Annotated in this window: 12 protein-coding genes; 6 read left to right on the forward strand and 6 right to left on the reverse strand. The window is 62.2% G+C overall.

Annotated elements, in window-relative coordinates:
- Positions 1–4: 4 nt before the first annotated feature.
- The 6 genes from ACFQ6H_RS00790 to ACFQ6H_RS00815 form a co-directional block, all read right to left on the reverse strand.
- Entirely contained in the window at positions 5–2,107 is a 2,103-nt protein-coding gene (locus tag ACFQ6H_RS00790) for an acyltransferase family protein (protein ID WP_378642738.1), read from the reverse strand.
- Positions 2,108–2,147: 40 nt separating this feature from the next.
- On the reverse strand, positions 2,148–2,963 hold the full coding sequence (locus ACFQ6H_RS00795; RefSeq protein WP_378642742.1) for an ESX secretion-associated protein EspG: 816 nt from the start codon (positions 2,961–2,963) through the stop codon (positions 2,148–2,150).
- A gap of 2 nt (positions 2,964–2,965) precedes the next feature.
- Positions 2,966–4,195, reverse strand: a complete 1,230-nt coding sequence (locus tag ACFQ6H_RS00800) for a PPE domain-containing protein (RefSeq protein WP_378642746.1) — start codon at positions 4,193–4,195, stop codon at positions 2,966–2,968.
- 80 nt (positions 4,196–4,275) lie between these two features.
- Complete coding sequence (locus ACFQ6H_RS00805) at positions 4,276–4,575, reverse strand: PE family protein (RefSeq protein ID WP_378445529.1); 300 nt, start codon at positions 4,573–4,575, stop codon at positions 4,276–4,278.
- Between the two features lie 134 nt (positions 4,576–4,709).
- Complete coding sequence (locus ACFQ6H_RS00810; protein WP_007736028.1) at positions 4,710–5,060, reverse strand: metallopeptidase family protein; 351 nt, start codon at positions 5,058–5,060, stop codon at positions 4,710–4,712.
- 3 nt (positions 5,061–5,063) lie between these two features.
- Positions 5,064–6,170: a septum formation family protein gene (locus tag ACFQ6H_RS00815; protein ID WP_081557200.1), complete on the reverse strand. Its 1,107-nt coding sequence runs from the start codon at positions 6,168–6,170 to the stop codon at positions 5,064–5,066.
- 70 nt (positions 6,171–6,240) lie between these two features.
- On the opposite strand from ACFQ6H_RS00815, the gene ACFQ6H_RS00820 reads away from it, so the two are divergent.
- The 6 genes from ACFQ6H_RS00820 to ACFQ6H_RS00845 all read left to right on the forward strand — a co-directional run bounded on the left by ACFQ6H_RS00820 (position 6,241) and on the right by ACFQ6H_RS00845 (position 20,555).
- Complete coding sequence (locus tag ACFQ6H_RS00820; protein WP_230816040.1) at positions 6,241–6,636, forward strand: ankyrin repeat domain-containing protein; 396 nt, start codon at positions 6,241–6,243, stop codon at positions 6,634–6,636.
- A 65-nt stretch (positions 6,637–6,701) separates the two neighbouring features.
- Positions 6,702–7,955, forward strand: coding sequence for a serine--tRNA ligase (gene serS / locus ACFQ6H_RS00825; RefSeq protein ID WP_007736032.1), 1,254 nt, complete (start codon positions 6,702–6,704; stop codon positions 7,953–7,955).
- Between the two features lie 960 nt (positions 7,956–8,915).
- Positions 8,916–11,243, forward strand: a complete 2,328-nt coding sequence (locus tag ACFQ6H_RS00830; RefSeq protein WP_378643384.1) for a beta strand repeat-containing protein — start codon at positions 8,916–8,918, stop codon at positions 11,241–11,243.
- A gap of 212 nt (positions 11,244–11,455) precedes the next feature.
- A complete protein-coding gene (locus ACFQ6H_RS00835) occupies positions 11,456–14,332 on the forward strand; it encodes a beta strand repeat-containing protein (RefSeq protein WP_378642751.1) in 2,877 nt (958 codons plus the stop codon).
- Positions 14,333–14,362: 30 nt separating this feature from the next.
- Entirely contained in the window at positions 14,363–17,245 is a 2,883-nt protein-coding gene (locus ACFQ6H_RS00840) for a beta strand repeat-containing protein (RefSeq protein ID WP_378642754.1), read from the forward strand.
- A 91-nt stretch (positions 17,246–17,336) separates the two neighbouring features.
- Positions 17,337–20,555, forward strand: a complete 3,219-nt coding sequence (locus ACFQ6H_RS00845) for a beta strand repeat-containing protein (RefSeq protein ID WP_378642758.1) — start codon at positions 17,337–17,339, stop codon at positions 20,553–20,555.
- Positions 20,556–20,564 lie beyond the last annotated feature (9 nt).

Raw genomic sequence — 20,564 nt, forward strand, 5'->3', positions numbered from 1 at the left:
TACTTCACCACCAGCCGGTCTGGACGCTCAGTTGGCGCCCGAGTTCTGTGGACAGGGTGCTCACGTAGCTGGCGGTCAGATGGTGGGAATCGTGATACACCAACACATTTCCCTCCACGACGCGGCACAACTCCGGTCCGCACACGCCGTCGCTGAGGTCGAGTAGCCGGACGTTGGTCAGATCGGCAATTGCCGACGGCGCCGGATTGACGTCGCTGAGCATCTCCGACCGTGGCATCGCGCAGTGATCGGGTGACGTGGTGGTCGCCAGACAGTCGATCGCGCGGTAGGCGACGCCGTCGTGATGCAACCACGGGGTGTCGCGAATGGCGAGCACGTCGATACCGTCGCGCCCCAGTTCCTCCCACACGTGCACGTACGACTCCGGCGTCACGTCGCCGGGACCGTCGGAACTCGGCCTGGTTGCTGTCGTGAACACGAAATCGGGTGAGGCGTCGGCCAACTCGGTCAGCACTCCACGCGACCAGTCGACGCAATCCGGATAATCGTTGTCCGACAACGTCTGCATGGAGTCGATCGTGAGCGGGCAGCCCATCTTCAGATACGTGTCGACGCGGAACCCGTGGCTCTTGCCGAGTTCGTCGAGTGCAGTGAGCCAGTGTTCGGAGTGCGAACCGCCCGCGAGAGCGATGGTTCTGTCGGCCTCGGCGTCGCCGTAGGTGCAGTGGACGACGTCCCGCTCGAGAAAATCGGCGATACAACCGTCGAGCGTGCTGGCCGGAAGGTCCAGCGGCGCATCGAAGATCGAGGGAACCATCGACGCCTTGGGTACATCGGCGCCGTCTGTGAGCGCGAGGGCGCCGGGATGGGTAGGGAGATCGAGGGTGTCGACTGCCCGTTGGCCCGTCGTCTGGCTGCTCGCGTACGACTGCCAAGCGACCGAAGCGGCGAGGACCACGGCAGCGGTGATGACGCAAGCCAGAACGGTGAATCGGCGCGAGCGACCTCCGCGCTCCACCGGAACCTCGACCAGGCGCCGGAGTGCGAGCGCCCCGGCGACGGAGAGGGCGATGATCATTGCCCCGCCGAGCGGGCCGGCTTCGGGGCGTCCGGTGATCACGAGCGCAAACACCAGGATGGGCCAGTGAATCAGGTACAGCGCGAACGCGAACGAGCCGAGCCACGTCAGCGCCGGATGAGCGAGCGTCTGCGACGTCCAGGGTGCGTCGTCGCCGACTCCGGACAGGATCAGCGCAAGAGTTGCCAGCACCGGTACCAGCGCCCACGGGCCGGGGAACTGCGCCGCGCCGTCGAGAACGGTTCCGCACAACAGGATCGACGAAAGACCCGCCCAACCGATCGTTGCCCGGATCGAGAACGGCAACGACGCGATCTGCCGACTGCGCGTGCTGGTCATCAGAACCGCGAGCAGACCTCCGAGAGCCAATTCCCACAACCTGGCACCGGAGTCGTAGTACGCCCAAGCTTGATGGCGTGACGATTTGGCGAGCGCGTAGAGGAAAGATCCGGCGGCCAGAACGAAGAGGGTGACCGCGAGCGAGGGTCGAAAGTAGTTCGGATTCACGCGCGAAGCCAGGTAGGCGATCACCGAGACGAGTGCAATGGCCAGGAGATAGAACTGACCTTGCACGGCCATCGACCAGAGATGCTGCAGGGGAGTGACCGAACCATCGGCGGCCAGGTAATCGCTTGCGGTGCTGGCGAGCTGCCAGTTCTGGAAGAAGCCGAGCACCGCGATCAGTTGATCACCCAGATCTGCCCAGCGCGTCCGCGGCAACAGCAGCGCGGTACCGATCGCAGTCAAGACGCTGACCACCGCGATCAGAGGGAACAGCCGCAGAAACACTCGCCGCAGTGCTGGGAGCGGGTTCGACGAGCCCCCGGCTTCGGCGCGTCGGACCAGTGAGCCAACGAAGAAGTACCCGGACAGAACCAGGAAGACATCCACCCCGCCCGATACCCGTCCGAACCACACGTGGAACACGACCACCAAACCGATGGCAAGGCCACGCAGGCCGTTGAGATCTTGTCGGTGAGGTGTTGTTGCCCGTTCTTCGGTCGGCCGATCGATCGTGCCGACCGAGCCTTGTTCGCCCGGTGACGACGGTTGACGCGAGAACTGCATGCTGAAGTAAGGCTCCGGGCGTTGAAGGGACGCCCCGAGGTTACCCGGAAGTGTCCGGCGTCGATTCCTCGAGTTCGGTTACCAGCGCGTTCACGGCTTGCCGAAGGCGATGGGGTGTTCCGGAACTGATGGATGTCCATTCGGTGCCGTCGGCAGCCCGAGTGGTCGAACCCACGAGACGGCCGGCCAAGGTGTCGTACACCGTCACTGCGCCGGTCATGAGCGTCGTCGCTCCCAAACTGTGTGGTATTCCGACCAATTCGGCGAAAGCGGTACAGGTGACGATTGCGCTACCCAGTTGGTGCGCTTCGTCTTCGGGTATCCCGGCGTTGATCAAGGCAGGGGTCACGCTGTCGGCATCCGGGCCGGCGCCGAATGCCAGGCTCAGCATTTCGGTCGGTGCGTTGATCACGGCGATCGGCATTGCTTCGGCGCTGCCGAGTGCGGTGACCACGGGTACGGCCGGTTCGGACGTGACACTGCGTAGTGCAAACGAAGATTCGGTTGATGTTGCTTCGACACAAAGGAATTCGCCCTGCGCGATGCAGAGGCGTGAAATGCTTCCGCCGGCATGCCGACGCAGCGCCAACTCCCACTTGGGGTGAGTCAGGACGCGCAGGCGGGCACTGAGCTCGTGATGGATCTCCCCACCGGGGAGGAGATCGCGCTCGGAGAGTGAATCTGCCGCGGACTGCATCGCCGTATGGTGAGCGCTCGCACTGCCGTGGACCGACGCGCCACCGAGAACCACGGGAAGCGCATCGAGACCGAGTCGCTCACGTACATAGTCGATTTCGTCCTGTGACACCGTGATGACCGGCAAATTCCAGCCGTCAGGTGAGGTGCCGAGGTCCACCGTCAACGCTCTGCGGTTTCAAGCGCGCCACCGATCACCGAAGGGATGACCGTCCGGCCGTCGGCGAAGTGCTCGAAGTGCTTGAGATAATCGGGTGTCTCGTGCTCGGTCTCGTCTTCCGCTTGGGCGGCATGACGACCGCCGGCGATCGGCGCAGATCCGCTTGCGGTTCGGGCGGGATCCACTCTGACGGTATCCGCGGTGCCCTGAACCGGCGAGGTCACGGGGTTCTGGCGTGCGGCGCTCTGGCCGGTGGAGGGATCGGGAAGAGCGTGCCGGCCGGTGCTGCCGCTCGACGACGAGCCTGCACTTGTTCCGACTCCGGTAGTCGCAGATGCTGCGCTGACCTGTGCCGGTGCCCGGCTTGCCGACGGGGTGCCGAACAGTGATGGTGTGGAAGCACCGAGCCTTGCGCCGCCGAGTCGTGCTCCTGCCGTCGCGAGAGCTGATGCGGCACTGGTGGCGCCCGTGACTGCGGTGGTGGTGGCGCTGGCTGCGGTGGCAACTCCACCGGAGATGGCACCGGCCTGTGAGGCAGCGGCGGCAAATACCGGGCTGGAAACTACAGATGCGACAGCAGCGGATGCGGCGCGCACAGGATCAGCGATTACGTCAGCGAGCGTGGATGCCGCGTGCACGACGGACTGTCGAGCGGCGCTGCCTGGGCTTTCGGCCGAAGCGGATGCCCCAGCTGTGGGTTCCGCGATGGACGGTGGTGAGTCGAAGTTCTGCTGCACGGCCAGATGGGCTGTTGCGGCGTCGTACGTTTCCATCGTCACCGCCGCTCGAATTTTGAGAGCTTCTTCAGCCGCCTCGGCTGCAGCGGCCCCGCCTACCAGCGCACCGCCGATGGAGTACGCGGCGACCTTGGCCGCTTGAACCGCTGCAATCTCGGGCAGGGACGGCATGGCGAGGGTGGCAACCGTGTACGAGCCGGACTGCACCTGGGCCTTACCTGCAGTTTCTCCCGCGAGCAGCGCGGCCGCACCAGCCCATTCCTGGAACGGTGCGAACTTGCTCAACGCGGCATCGGCTGCTTCTCCTGACCACCCAGTGCGAAGGTCCGCCATCACGCGAGAGATGGACGCAGCGGTGTCGGTAAGTCCGGACGAAACGGTAGACCAAGCACCGGCCGCCACACCGAGAGGGACCGGCCCCGCCCCGGCGACCAGTGCTGCAGAGTTGGGTGCTGCGCCCCGCGGATACCAGATGACGCCCGTGATGCCGACCATTGTTCTTCCCCCCAGGAAGTGTGACTGTTGCCGAGTTCGAAGTTGTCGAGTTCGAAGTTGCCGAGTTCGATCGCTGTCGATCAGATCGGTGCGGCCGCCAGGCTGGTCTTGGTGAGCTGGTCTTCGAGCTCGTAGGCAGCTGCATTCTTGCGCAGAGCCGCCGCAGCCGCGGTGAGCTCCTCGATTGCCCGATCGGTGGACGAGGCAAGGCTGCCCGAGATGGTGTTGAAGTAATGTGCCGCGCTACCGGAGACTTCTTCGGACCCGGCCGGAAGGACGCGCAGCGTCGGCTGCGCAGTGGAGACGATTCCGCGCAAGCGCGTCGCCGCAGACTCGAGTTCTATTGCGGCGGCAACTAGGGCTTGAGGATCGACGTACATAGTGCCGAACTCCTTCCTGACCAGGGCGGATAAGTGGTCGGGAGGTCGTGCACACAGCCGTCGAAATCCCCCCGCACCTAGTTTGATGCATGCCGGTCGCTTTTGGTTCCCCCCGAAATCGGACGACTTTGCCCCTATCCCCAGCCGAGTTCGTGCAACCTGTCTTCCTCGATGCCGAAGTAATGCGCGATCTCGTGGATGACGGTCACTGCAACCTCGTGAACAACCTCGTCCTCCGATGCACAGATATCGAGGATCGAATCGCGGAAAATGGTGACCGTGTCCGGCAGGTACCCGCCGTAATGAGAATCCCGCTCGGTCAGAGCGACGCCCTGGTACAAACCGAGCAGACCCGGTTCTTCCTCGTCACGTGCTTCGACCAGCACCACGACATTGTCGATGGCCTTCGCAAGTTCTGGCGGAATCAGATCCAGTGCCTCGCCGACCAGTTCCTCGAACCGGTCGGGCGTCATAGTCACCGTCATGGCTTACGACGGCGGAGCTGCGCCGGGCAACGGCGTCGGCAACGACCGACCTTCCGGTGCAGCGGGTGGCGGAACCGGAGCGGCACCGTTGATCAGGATCTCGCCCTTGGCGCTTCCGGTGATCGCGGCAAACCCGCCGGTTTCGACCTCTTTGCCGATCGAACAATTGACGCGGCGACTACCGGCCAACCAGCTTTCCAGTGAAATGTTGTCCCAGAACAGCGTCAGCGTCTTGTCGCGAAGTGCGTCTGCGGAACCCAGGTACTCGTTGGACGCCTGAGTGCAGACGCCTTCGAGGTAGCGGTCCTGATCTTCCACCGACGGCATCGCGCCGGGGAACTGAGTGCCGAGGTCGATCACCGAAATAACCTCGTATGCATGCGGTTTCGCACAATCGACCGGATCGGTCGGGAGGTTCTGGTTGATGCCGATGCACGTGCCGACGTCCCACACGTTCGACTGGTCCTGATCCGCCACGCGGCCCGCGAACGGTTGAAGTTCGCCGGTCGTCGTCGAGAACTGCAAGCCGCAACGCAGTGCGCGCTCGCCCGAGGCCCAACCGGATTCGCTCGGGAACATCAGGCCGACGCTGAACTTGCCCTTGGGATCGAATTTCGAACCGAGGTAGGACATGACGATGGGTGTGCAGTGCTCGTCGCGGAGTTCGGCGAATCGAAGGGCGCCCGGGTACCGGGAACCGGGGCCGAACTCGGCGCCGGGGAATACCGACAGGTCGAGTGGACCGGCGACCTCGAAGCGATGCTCACTTCCGCACTGAACCTTCGACATGTCCGTGCGGTCCCCGCCCGACTCGGTCGCAGGCGTCCAGTTGAGGCAGTCGCCGGCCGCAGCCGCGGTGAAAGCGTCGTCGCGAGCGGAGCCCGTCGCTGCTGGACCGCCGCCACTGACACTGACCGAGGACGAGTCGTCCTTGTTCAATCCACCGGAAATCGCGATCGTTGCGATCGCGGCGACCACCGCACCCACCGCGACGGCAGCCAGGACCCGACGGGTGCGACTCGCGGAGACAGTTTTCTTCGCCGGCGCCCCCTGGGGATCTGCCGGATCTGGCGACTTCTCGATCTTGTCTTCGGACATCGATTCCATCATGCCTGTTGCCGTGGCGATATCGAACCTTCACTACAAAACTCACAATCGCGTCTGTGAGTATTTTGTAGTCATGAGCGAAAACACCCCACTCGATCCCGAGGCTGTCGAGCTGGCGGGCCGGCTCTTCGACATGGCACGAACCGGCGATGCAGCCGGGCTGGCGTCGTACGTCGATGCCGGAGTTCCCGTCAATCTGACCAACGAGAGCGGCGACACGCTCGTCATGTTGGCCGCGTATCACGGTCACGCTGACGCCGTCGTTGCCTTGATCGATCGCGGCGCCGACGTCAACCGACCCAACGACAAGAATCAGACACCACTCGCCGGAGCCGTCTTCAAGGGCGAGGATGCGGTGGTGAAAGCGCTGGTGAACGGTGGAGCCGACCCGAAAGGTGGACACCCGACTGCCGTCGACGCGGCTCGGATGTTCGGACGCGAGGATTACCTGAGTCTGCTCGAATCGTGATCTCCCCCTCTTCGACGTGGACGTGAGCGTCGGCGAGCTGCGGTGAGTGGGTAAAGTTCGAAGTCGTGATTGACCTCAAGTTTCTCCGTGAGAACCCCGAAATCGTCCGCGAGTCGCAGCGCACCCGTGGAGAAGATCCAGGACTGGTCGATGCTCTGCTCGAAGCCGACGCGTCCCGACGCGCTGCCGTCCTGACCGGAGACAACCTCCGTGCAGAGCAGAAGGCCTTCGGCAAGAAGGTCGGACAGGCATCTCCGGAGGAGCGTCCGGCGCTGCTCGAGGGTTCCAAGGAACTGGCGGCAAAGGTCAAGGAAGCCGAGGCCGCGCAGCACGAGGCGCAGGCCGCGCTCGACGCCGCACACCGCGCGATTTCCAACGTCGTACAAGAAGGTGCGCCGGCCGGTGGCGAGGACGATTACATCGTGCTCGAACACGTCGGTGAGATTCCGAAGTTCGACTTCGAGCCGAAGGATCATCTCGAACTGGGTGAGTCGCTCGGCCTGATCGACATGGAACGCGGCGCCAAGGTTTCGGGCTCGCGCTTCTACTTCATGACCGGCTACGGAGCGATGCTCCAGCTCGGACTGCTGCAGTTGGCTGCGCAGAAGGCGATCGCCAACGGCTTCACGATGATGATTCCGCCTGTGCTCGTGCGCCCGGAAATCATGGCCGGTACCGGCTTCCTCGGCGCTCACTCGGACGAGATCTACCACCTGCAGGATGACGACCTGTACCTCGTCGGAACTTCCGAGGTGCCGATGGCCGGCTACCACTCGGGCGAGATCCTCGAACTGAACGAAGGCCCGAAGCGCTACGCCGGTTGGTCCTCGTGCTTCCGCCGCGAGGCCGGCAGCTATGGCAAGGACACCCGCGGCATCATCCGTGTCCATCAGTTCGACAAGGTCGAGATGTTCACGTACTGCCGTCCCGAGGATGCCGACGCCGAACACCAGCGTCTTCTCGGCTGGGAGCGAGACATGTTGGCCGCCATCGACGTTCCGTACCGCGTCATCGACGTCGCCGGCGGAGATCTAGGTTCTTCGGCCGCGCGTAAGTTCGACTGCGAAGCGTGGGTTCCGACGCAGGGCACCTACCGCGAGCTGACATCGACGTCCAACTGCACGACGTTCCAGGCCCGTCGCCTCGGAGTTCGGTACCGCGACGAGAACGGCAAGCCGCAGACGGCTGCCACCCTCAACGGCACCTTGGCTACGACGCGCTGGATCGTGTCGATTCTCGAGAACCATCAGCAGGCCGACGGCTCGGTGCGAGTGCCCGAGGCATTGGTGCCGTTTGTCGGCACGGATGTGCTTCGCTGACACGCTGAACCAACACAACCAGGGCCGCGACGGACTCCGTCGCGGCCCTTTTCGTACTTTCGTACTGGTAGGTTTGGAACTTTTTCCGAACTGACGAAATATCAACTTTTTCCCGCCGAATGGCGCGGTGACCACCAAAAGCGTTGTCGATGGGCCGCTTTGGCGATAGTTTTGCGTTCAATCGAGTTTCCATACCCTGCTTTTCCATCCCGCGTCTGGTGATACGAGGGTGAGTCCGGGGTGAATTGGACAAGTGTCTTGCCAAAAGTAGTACACGTACTAGTTTTTTCGTTATGTTGTGACGGCGCGCACACGTTTTGTCCGAATCCACTGCTCATGTTTGCCCTTCCGAAGGAAGTGCCCATGCCCCAAATCTCTCAGTTGCGGCGATTCGCCGTGCCCATAACCGGAACCGCCATGGTCGCCGGAATGCTGCTGGTCGGCACGCCCGCGTCAGCGGCGCCTGTTACGACGACCTTTCAGACTGCGTGTCAGGCGAAGTCCGTGCTCACCGTCGATAAGATGACGACAAGCTCCGTTACAGTTGATGCTCCCGAAACAGTTTCTCCCGGAGAAACATTCACCTTCCGGATGCAGACAAATGCATCCTCTTACCCAAACTCTGATTCAGGTGCGACGACGACGAACCTGTCGCGCTTGAAGAACGACTTCACGCTACCGAGCAACGCGACCTTCGTCAGCGCGACAATCGTCGCGGGGACTTCATTCAACCTCGATGGTGTTGCGCCCAGTGTTATTCGAATCAGTGATGCGGGTGTCGAGGACGCAAACGGTCCTTACCTGCGAATTTCAGGTAGTAATCAGGTGGTTGGGAATGGTGCTGCCAACAGCACCAACAGCGAGGGTGGCATCCGAGCTCCCAAAACCAAGAAGAACTTGGACGGCAGCACAAACAGCAACGGCGACAGTTGGTTCAGGTTGCCTGCGATAGACGTGACTATGGTCGCAGGCGCGTCGGGCGTAATTCAACCGACCATTCGAACGGCGGGCACTGCCGCCAATTACGGCGATGACAAGAATTTCAATACTCAGCTCGCCCGCGCCAGTTTCCTTGGTGGCACGCAATGGGCGCCGACCAGGTGCAGTCCGCGCGATGCAAAGGGAAATGCGAACCTGAACGCGGGCGCAGGCCCGTTGGCCACCATCACTGTAAATTCGGTACCGGTGGATGTGGAGACCACGACGTCACTCTCGGTTCCGGCGACGGCGGTTACGGGTGCGGCTGTTGATCTGACGGCGACGGTTGCTCCTTCCACTGCTGTGGGTTCGGTGCAGTTCAAGTCGAACGGCACGGCGATCGGTTCTCCGGTGACGGTGACTGGCGGTGTTGCGACATTGAGCCATGCGTTCGATATTGCTGGCGCGCAGAGTGTTACGGCTGACTTCACTGCTGGCGCTGGCTTCGTCAGCTCGTCGGCATCTGCCCAGACCGTCACTGTCTCCGATCCGGCTCCGGTCGATGTCGAGACCACGACGTCGTTGTCGGTTCCGGCTACGGCGGTCACGGGCACGGCGGTTGATCTGACGGCCACGGTTGCTCCGAACACTGCTGTGGGCACGGTGCAGTTCAAGTCGAACGGCACGGCGATCGGTTCGCCGGTTGCAGTTGCTTCGGGTGTTGCGACGCTGTCGCATGCGTTCGATACCGCTGGCGCTCAGAGTGTTACCGCTGACTTCACTGCCGGCGCTGGGTTTGTGAGTTCGTCGGCGTCTGCTCAGACGGTGACGGTCTCGGATCCGGCTCCGGTTGATGTGGAGACGACGACGTCGTTGTCGGTTCCGGCTACGGCGGTTACGGGTGCGGCTGTTGATCTGACTGCGACGGTTGCTCCTTCCACTGCTGTGGGTTCGGTGCAGTTCAAGTCGAATGGTGTGGCGATCGGTTCCCCGGTGACTGTTACCGGTGGGGCCGCAATTCTGTCGCATGCGTTCGGTGTTGCTGGTGCGCAGAGTGTTACGGCTGACTTCACTGCCGGTGCTGGGTTTGTGAGTTCGTCGGCGTCGGCTCAGACGGTGACGGTGTCTGATCCGGCTCCGGTGGATGTGGAGACCACGACGTCACTCTCGGTTCCGGCGACGGCTGTCACGGGTACTGCTGTTGATCTGACGGCGACGGTTGCTCCTTCCACTGCTGTGGGTTCGGTGCAGTTCAAGTCGAACGGCACGGCGATCGGTTCGCCGGTTGCAGTTGCTTCGGGTGTTGCGACGCTGTCGCATGCGTTCGATACCGCTGGCGCTCAGAGTGTTACGGCTGATTTCACCGCTGGCGCGGGGTTTGTGAGTTCGTCGGCGTCTGCTCAGACGGTGACGGTGTCTGATCCGGCTCCGGTCGATGTGGTGACGACGACGTCACTCTCGGTCCCGGCTACTGCGGTCACGGGTTCTGCGGTTGATCTGACGGCGACGGTTGCTCCTTCCACTGCTGTGGGTTCGGTGCAGTTCAAGTCGAATGGTGTTGCGATCGGTTCTCCGGTGACGGTGACTGGCGGTGTTGCGACCCTGGCGCATGCGTTCGATGTTGCTGGCGCGCAGAGTGTTACCGCTGACTTCACTGCTGGTGCAGGGTTTGTGAGTTCCTCGGCGTCGGCTCAGACGGTGACGGTCTCGGATCCGGCTCCGGTCGACAAGGCGACGAAGACGGTTCTGAGCGTTCAGGGTGAAGCCAAGGTCGGACTCCCTGTCGATCTCTTCGCGACAGTGTCCGAAGATCCCTCGGACGCCCTGGTGCCGTCCGGTGGAACGGTCCAGTTCAAGATCGGTGGAGTCGATCAGGGCGCCCCGGTCGCGGTTGTGGACGGAGTTGCCAAGCTGCCGCACGTATTCGGAGCAGAAGGCACCTTTGCAGTCTCGGCCGTATTCAGTGGATCCGGTGTGTTCACTTCATCCACAGCGGAATCCGTCGACGTCAATGTCACTGTTCCGACCCCGTCGGATGTCGAGAGCTCTACGTCGTTGACGGCTCCGTCTTCGGCAAAGGTCGGCACCTCGGTGCAGCTGAAGGCTGTGGTCAGTTCTTCCGGTGCTACGTCGGGAACCGTCCAGTTCTTCGACGGAACGACTCCGATCGGGTCGGCTGTTGATGTTGTAGGTGGGCAGGCTGTGTTGAGCCACACCTTCACCACGACTGGCAATCATTCGATCACCGCGGTTTACAGCGGAGCCCAGGGAGTTACGGGTTCCACGTCGACTGCATCGGTTGTGAACGTCGGTAACGGGGGTGGAGGCTCCGGTTCGCTCGGATCGCTGTCGCTGCCGTTCGGTTCCTGATTCTCCGATGATGTGATGCCCCTTGCGCCCATGGGTGCAAGGGGCATTGCACTGCCGAAAGACTCGGCGATTGGTCGTTAGCGTAGGTATCGGCAATTTGTGAATGTTTGTCCGAAAAAACTGATACACGTGCTACTTTTGGCGGGTACTGTACGGGCGTCCAGCTTCAATCCTGATTTTCGCTCTGTTCGAGTATTCCGAGAGAAGAACCAATGCACATCTCGACGCTCCGGCACTGCGCCGCGCCTCTGACCGGCGCTGCCCTGGTGGCCGGGATGCTGCTTATAGGTGGTGGGCAGGCTGCTGCGCAGACCACCACGACCTCATTCAAAAGTACGTGTCGCGCATCGGCGGCCATCAACGTCGACAAGACCAAAGACGATTCAGTCATCGTCAATGCGCCGACCACAGTGGTATCCGGAGAGACATTCACTTTCACGATCCAGCCTGGCCCGGCTTCATACCCGGACAGTGATTCCGGCGCGACGACCAGCAATCTGTCGAGGTTGAAGTTCGATTTCGAGATTCCGAACAACACGACATTCGTTCAGGCCGCTGTGCTGCCGAACACGGGTAAGAACCTCGATGGGGTTCCGGCAGGCGTGCTGAGGATCAACACGTCGGGCTCAGCCGATTCGGCAGGGCCTCTGCTTCGACTGTCGGGCAACAACGAAGTGATTGCCAACGGCACTTCGAACAGCACCAACAGCGAAGGGGGCATCCGTGCTCCCAAACTCAAGAAGAATCTGGACGGATCGTCCAACGGCAACGGGGACAGTTGGTTCCAGATGCCGGCCGTCGAGGTAACCGTCGTCGCGGGCACTGCCGGGACGGCAATCACTCCGAAGGTGCGGACGTCCGGCAGCGCCGGAAGTTACAACGCAAGCGAGAATTTCAGCACCCAACTCGCCAAAGCCACCTTCCTCGGTGGAACCCAGTGGGCGCCGACCAAGTGCTCTCCGCGGGACGGAACGGGATCGGGGCTCAACAGCGGGGCAGGCGCGCTGGCGACCATCGCAGTATCGAGCGCTGATGCACCCTCGACCACACAGCTCAACCTACCGGCCTCGACTTACGTAGGCACCGAGATAACCCTGTCTGCGGGCGTTTCCGGTGGAACATCTGGTGGCACGGTTCAGTTCAAGGACGGAGGCAACCCGATCGGTGGACCGGTCGCGGTCGTCAACGGAACCGCCGCACTTCCGTACACCTTCACGACGGCCGGCGACCACAGCGTCACTGCTGAATTCAGCGGCGTACCCGGAGTCTCCGGATCGACATCGGCGGCCAAGGTAATCAAGGTCCAGTCCGCACGCACTGCGACATCGGTAGCAGTGACCGCGCCCGAGAATTCGGCGCTCAACGCGCCAGTGGATTTGAGTGCAACAATCTCACCGACGCCGACGGGTGGCACGGTTCAGTTCAAGGACGGATCGAACAATGTCGGTGCGCCGCAGCAGGTTACCTCCGGGCAGGTCAAGCTGACCACCTCCTTCGCAACCTCCGGGCAGCACTCGATAACAGCGATCTACAGCGGAACATCCGAATTTGCGGGATCGACGTCAACTCCTCAGATCGTGGGAGTCGCAGCGGCAGATTCGGTGACGACAACATTCGTCAACCTTTCCGGGTCAGCCGCGACCGGCGGCGAAGTGGCGCTGTCCGCGTCAGTCTTCCCAACACCTACTGGCGGAACGATCCAGTTCAAGGACGGTGGAGTCGATATCGGCGCCCCGGTCGAACTCGTCGGAGGGACCGCAAACCTTACTCACAGTTTCGATTCGGCGGGCAGTCATTCGATCACTGCGATCTACTCGGGAACGGCGGGCTTCACAGCCTCGGCATCGCTGCCGAAGACGATCACGATCGATGACGGAATCTCCGGGACCACGACGGTAGTCACCGTGCCGTCATCGGCAACGACCCGGAACCCGGTTGAGTTGCGCGCGGTGATCAGTCCCGCACCAGCGGGTGGCACCGTTCAGTTCGCCGACGCGGGTGTACCGGTCGGTGACCCTGTCGCCGTCGACAACGGCGTAGCGGTCATCACCCATTCCTTCACGACGGCTGGAACGCACGCGGTCACCGCGCTCTATTCCGGTGATCCGACGTCCGCCGGATCGGTTTCGGCGGCACAGAGCATCGAGGTGACGTCCTCCGATGTCGCCACGTCGACAACGGTGACCGTCCCGGCGGCTGCCAGGACTGGTGGCGCAGTAGATCTGAAGGCGTCGGTTGAACCGAAGCCTTCCGGTGGCACCGTTCAGTTCACGGACGCGGGCGCACCTATCGGATATCCGGTCAACGTGGTCGATGGTGTCGCGACGCTCAGCCACGTCTTCACGAATTCGGGGTCTCACGACATTGCCGCTGCATTCAGCGGCGCTGTCGGATTCGACGGCTCCACGTCCACCCCGGGCACCGTGGAGGTCAGTCTCGCGGATCTCGGCACCGCCACTCTGCTCAGTGTTCCCGGCGAAGCCAAGACCGGCGCCGCCACCGACCTTTGGGCTTCGGTGTTCGAATTGCCGAGTGGGCAGCCTGTTTCGACCGGTGGAACGGTTCAGTTCTCCGATGGAGGGGTCAGCCTGGGTGCGCCCGTCTTCGTATTCGACGGAGTAGCCAAGCTGACACATTCTTTCTCCACTACGGGTGCACACGAGATCATCGCGACCTACAGCGGATCAGAAGGACGTAACGGCTCGACAGCGCAAGCCCGTTCGATCAACGTATCGGAGGCGACCGCGTCGGACATCTCGACCGCCACCGTCATATCCGTACCCGGCACAGTCACGGTGGGTTCACAAATATCGTTGAGCGCCAACGTCATCGCCTCGGAGACTGCCGGTGGAACCGTGCAGTTCATGGATGGCAACACACCGATCGGTCAGGCGGTCGTCCTGGTCAACGGCGTTGCCACCGTGGGGCATACCTTCGACAAGGTGGGTGCTCACCCGATTACCGCTGTCTACAGCGGTGCTGCCGGATTCTCTGCCTCGACGTCGGCGGCTACCTCCGTCCTCGTCGAGAAGGCCTCGACCGGCAACGGTGGTGGCGGATCCAGTGATTTTCTTCCGTTCGGTTCCTGACCTTCGTGCGTTGCTAGCTGAGGAGTATTCGTGTCTGTGAGAAGAAGTTCCGCGGTTGTGGTGGCGGCGTTGGTCGGTGGTGCGTTGGTGGCCGGTGGTGTTGCTTCGGCAGCTCCGTCGTCATCGCCGCCCGTGGAGAAGAGTGTTGACTTCAAGTTGGGGTGTGACGGCTATGAGCATTTGGCCGTTGACATCTCGGATGTGTTTCATTCGACGGGTGTGACGGTGTCGGCGCCGGAGAAGGTAGTGGCAGGGTCGACGTTCACGTACCGGGTGCAACCGAATGCAATGTCGGTGCCGACAGGTGGCCATGCGGGTCGCAGTGTCGGTAAGTGGACGCGACTCAAGTACGACTTCGACATTCCTTCGGGGGTGTCCTTCGTGGATGCGCGAGTGGTGGCAGGTTCATCATCGAATCTGTCAGGTGTGGCTCCGTCGGTGATTCGGATCAACGACGGCGGTTCGCCGGACGGCGCAGGATCACATCTACGTATTTCGGGGAACAACCAGACTGCCGACTCGAACAACAAGGGCAGCAACGGCCCGAGCTCGAGCAAGAACAGCGACGGCGGAATCGAGGTCGCAGCGGGGAATACCTTCCGGTTGCCGGCGATCGATGTGACGGTGGTTGCCGGTGCTGCCGGCAGCACCGTGCAGCCGAAGGTTCGTGCGACCGACGGTGATTCGGGCTCGTTCAACTCCCCGAAAAACGCATTCACCTTCCTGCAGTACGAGACATTGTGGCCGGGGTACTGGGAGCGGTACAACTGCTCGCCGCGTGATTCGAACAATGGCGGATTGAATGCAGGCGGCCAGGCGCTGGCCACCGTCAACGTCGTCACACAGGTGGCGACGACAACAGCCCTGACATCCGGCACGACGGCCACCGTCGGCCAGTCGACGGATCTGGTCGCGCAGGTCTCGCCGGCGCCGACCAGCGGCACCGTTCAGTTCAAGGACGGGGGGACCGACATCGGTGCTCCAGTCACCGTCGTCAATGGTGTTGCCACACTGCCGCATACATTCTCGACATCGGGGGGTCATTCCATAACCGCCGCATACGAGGGAGTTCTCGAGTTTCTCGGATCCACGTCGTCAGCACAGACAGTGAACGTGGCGGCACCCAATGAACATACGAGCACGTCGGTAACCGTGCCGGCGAGCGCTGTCGAGCAGACCTCCGTCGACCTGAACGCATACATCTCACCGGCAACCGACGGTGGAACGGTGCAGTTCAAGGACGGTGGGATCGACATCGGAGGCGCGATTCCGGTGACAGCCGGAGCAGCGACGCTTGCCCACACTTTCACCACCACCGGCGCGCATTCGATCACCGCAGTCTATTCCGGCACTGCAGGTTTCGACGGTTCGACCGCAGAGGCGCAGACGATCGACATCTCGAGCTCCACGCAAGACACGACCACGACACTTCAGGTGCCTTCCACCGCGAACAAGGACGCTGCCGTCACCCTGACGGCAACTGTGAACCCGCAACCCAACGGTGGAACCGTCCAGTTCAAGGACGGTGGAGTTGCGATCGACGGCCCGGTTGCCGTGAGTGGCGGAATCGCTTCTCTTGCGCACACGTTCACCGCTACCGGCGCACACAGCATCACTGCCGAGTACTCTGGTGCCGCCGGCTTCGGTGTCTCGGCTTCCCAACCCTCGACCGTCACAGTGGCTCTCGCTCAACAGAACACGTCGACAGTGCTCAACGCGCCGAATGCTGCCTCAACCAGCGCAGCCGTGGATTTGACTGCGGTGGTCTCGCCGACGCCAAGCTCAGGAACCATCCAGTTCAAAGATGGTGCGGCGAACATCGGAAGTGCGGTAGCAGTGGTCAACGGGTCGGCGACACTCTCGCATCAGTTCACTACCAACGGTGCGCACAGCATCTCGGCCGTCTATTCCGGCGGTGCAGAATTCGGCGGCTCGATCTCGGCCCCCAAGACCGTGACCGTGTCGACTGCAGCAGCTGATTCGGCGACTACCGTGACTGTTCCGCTCAGTGCTGACACCGGCAGTGCCGTTGACCTCAAAGCCACTGTGTCTCCTGCGGGCAACGGCGGAACGGTGCAGTTCAAGGATGGCGGTACGAATATCGGCGGCGCCATCGCGGTGACAAGCGGTTCAGCGACGCTCAACCACACCTTCACCACGGCCGGTTCGCACGACATCACGGCGGTGTTCTCGGGTACTAACGGAGTGAACGGATCAACGTCCAGTGTTCAGTCCGTCCAGGTGAGTGTCGCCGATCAGGGCTCCGTGACATTGCTCAGTGTGCCCGGTGAAGCGAAAACCGGTGTGGAAACAGACTTGTGGGCGAGCGTTCGGACATCGACTGACGGAATCGTCGGAGAAGGCACCGTGCAGTTCTTCGACGGCGGCGTCGCGATCGGTGGTCCGGAAGCCGTGACGGCTGGCGCTGCCGGCCTGTCGCATACGTTCACGAACACGGGAACTCACAGCATCACCGCGGTGTATTCAGGCGGCTCCGGAATCACCGGATCAACGGCGCTGGCGCGCACGGTGAACGTCACCGCTCCGGCTCCGTCTGACATCGCAACAGCCACTGGAGTAACCGTTCCCGGCAGTTCGACCGTCAACAAGTCGGTAACTCTCTCCGCCACTGTCACTTCGGTGCAGAACGGTGGAACCGTGCAGTTCATGGACGGTGACACACCGATCGGTGAGGCTGTTGCGGTAATCAACGGGATCGCCGCCCTCAACCACACATTCACGACGACCGGTGTGCACTCGATCAAGGCGATTTACAGTGGCGCAGCCGGATTCACGGGATCCACGTCCGATGTCCGCACCGTCCAGGTCAACGCGGCGCCCGGTGACGGCGGCAACGGCGGTACCGGTTCGCTCGGAACCGGATCGTTGGGGTCCCTTCCGTTCGGTTCCTGATCTGGTCACAGCATCTGCAGTATTCGAAAACCGTCGACGGGAGTAGCTATGTCACACCAAGAGATTTGCGATTCAGGTCGGAGAAGTTTTCATGTCGCGTAACCTGATTCGTCGTGGCATAGCGCTCGTCGGCGTCGCCTCGGTGGCGTTGCTCACGGTCGGTTCCATCTCGGCTACCATCTCCTCTGCTGCGACGGCAACCGTCTCCGAGGGCAAGTACCGGTTCACACGCAGTTCCAACGTCGACACCGTGTATCTCGGTGACAAGATCACGTACACAACTGCCCTCACCAAGTCCGGTATCGACGGGTACATCAACACCTTCGTCGATGTGCACCCCGCCTGCCTGACGTACGAAACGGGGTCTGCGAAACTGACGCGAGGATCCACGTCGGCGATCACTCCGTCGTCCGTCTCGGGAACGTCAGTCACTGTGACCAATGCCGGCTGGCTGGTCAACGGAAACAATCCGTGGACACTCAGCGTGACGTACCTCGTCACGGATTCTTGCGCGTTCGGTGCACTCGGTGGTGGCGTCACCGCCAGGGGCACCGTGATGGGAAGCAGTGGTTTCGGAGTCTCCGAAGATCATTCCACCATGGGACCATCGGTGACGGTTGCCAAGCGCGACACCACAACTGCGCTGTCGGTGCCGGCCACCGCGACGGTGGGTTCGTCGGTAGACCTGACGGCGACAGTCGGGCCCAACAACGTGCCAGGAACTGTCCAGTTCAAGGACAACGGCAGCAATATCGGGTCCCCTGTCACCGTCAGCGGTGGTGTGGCCACATTGGCTCACTCTTTTGGATCCGCTGGCTCACGTTCTGTCACGGCGGTGTTTACGCCGAGTGCGGTGGCGTACGCGGGTTCGACATCCGTCGCCGCGAACGTGGCAGTCTCGAACCCAGTTCCGGTGGATGTGGAGACGACGACGTCGTTGTCGGTTCCGGCGACGGCGGTTACGGGTACGGCGGTTGATCTGACGGCCACTGTTGCTCCTTCCACTGCTGTGGGCACTGTGCAGTTCAAGTCGAACGGCACGGCGATCGGTTCTCCGGTGACAGTGACTGGCGGCGTTGCGACTCTGTCGCATGCGTTTGATATTGCTGGTGCTCAGAGTGTTACGGCTGACTTCACCGCTGGCGCTGGGTTTGTGAGTTCGTCGGCGTCGGCTCAGACGGTGACGGTGTCTGATCCGGCTCCGGTCGATGTGGTGACGACGACGTCACTCTCGGTTCCGGCTACTGCGGTCACGGGTTCTGCGGTTGATCTGACAGCTACCGTGGCTCCCTCGAACGCTGTCGGTTCGGTGCAGTTCAAGTCGAATGGTGTGGCGATCGGTTCTCCGGTTGCAGTTGCTTCGGGTGTTGCGACTCTGTCGCATGCGTTCGATGCTGCTGGCGCTCAGGGTGTTACCGCTGACTTCACTGCCGGCGCTGGGTTTGTGAGTTCGTCGGCGTCGGCTCAGACGGTGACGGTGTCCGATCCGGCTCCGGTTGATGTCGAGACGACGACGTCACTGTCGGTTCCGGCTGCGGCGATTACCGGTGCGGCGGTTGATCTGACCGCGACGGTTGCTCCCTCGAACGCTGTCGGTACGGTGCAGTTCAAGTCGAATGGTGTGGCGATCGGTTCCCCGGTGACTGTTACCGGTGGGTCCGCAATTCTGTCGCATGCGTTCAATGTTGCTGGTGCGCAGAGCGTTACCGCTGACTTCACTGCCGGTGCGGGGTTTGTGAGTTCGTCGGCGTCGGCTCAGACGGTGACCGTGTCGGATCCGGCTCCGGTTGATGTCGAGACCACGACGTCACTCTCGGTCCCGGCTACTGCGGTCACGGGTACTGCGGTTGATCTGACTGCGACGGTGGCTCCGAGCACTGCTGTCGGTTCGGTGCAGTTCAAGTCGAACGGTGCGGCGATCGGTTCTCCGGTGACGGTTTCCGGTGGGACCGCGACTCTGTCGCATTCGTTCGATGCTGCTGGCGCGCAGAGCGTTACCGCTGACTTCACTGCCGGTGCGGGGTTTGTGAGTTCGTCGGCGTCTGCTCAGACGGTGACCGTGTCGGATCCGGCTCCGGTCGATGTGGTGACGACGACGTCGCTCTCGGTCCCGGCTACGGCGATCACGGGTACTGCTGTTGATCTGACAGCGACGGTTGCTCCGAACAATGCTGTGGGTTCTGTGCAGTTCAAGTCGAACGGCACGGCGATCGGTTCTCCGGTGGCAGTTGCGTCGGGTGTTGCGACGCTGTCGCATGCGTTTGATGTTGCTGGCGTGCAGAGCGTTACGGCTGATTTCAGCGCTGGCGCTGGGTTTGTGAGTTCCTCGGCGTCGGCTCAGACGGTGACCGTGTCGGATCCGGCTCCGGTCGATGTCGAGACCACGACGTCACTCTCGGTTCCGGCTACGGCGATCACGGGCAGCGCGGTTGATCTGACCGCTACCGTGGCTCCCTCGAACGCTGTGGGTTCTGTGCAGTTCAAGTCGAACGGTGCGGCGATCGGTTCTCCGGTTGCAGTCTCCTCGGGCGTTGCGACATTGAGCCATTCGTTCGATGTTGCTGGCGTGCAGAGTGTTACCGCTGATTTCACTGCGGGCGCCGGATTCAAGAACTCGGTTGCGAGTGCGAAGTCTGTTCAGGTCAGCGTTGCCGACCAGGAATCCGTAGTTGAACTGAACGTCCCCACCGACGCCAAAACTGGTGTGATGAAAAATTTGTGGGCAACCGTCCGGACGTCGTCGGATGACGCTGTCGGTGTCGGTACCGTGCAGTTCTACGACGGCGGCGTTGCAATCGGCGGTCCTTCAGCGGTGACGGCCGGAGTTGCTGGTCTGTCGCATACGTTTGATTCTGCTGGTGCACACAGCATCACGGCGGTGTACTCGGGCGGAGCCGGTGTAATCGGGTCTTCGGCGCAGGCTCGAACGGTGAATGTGACGGCTCCTGCGCCTTCGGATGTCACCACGGAAACTGTGGTGACGGTGCCTGCCGATGCCGTCGTGAACAAGTCGGTGACCCTGTCGGCGGCTGTCAGTTCGGTGCAGAACGGTGGAACCGTGCAGTTCATGGATGGGGACACCCCGATCGGTGACGCTGTTGCGGTGGTCAACGGGATCGCGGCGCTCAACCACACCTTCACGACAACTGGCACGCACTCGATCACGGCAATTTACAGCGGCGCAGACGGATTCACGGGCTCGACCTCGACTGCCCACGCAATTCAGATCAAGGCTGCAACCGGCGGTGGCTCAGGCAGTCTCGGTTCCGGCAGTGCTGGTTCGAGCGATTTCCTTCCGTTCGGTTCCTGACCGAAGCAG

The organism is Rhodococcus sp. NPDC056506, assembly GCF_042794945.1.
GTDB lineage: Bacteria > Actinomycetota > Actinomycetes > Mycobacteriales > Mycobacteriaceae > Rhodococcus_F.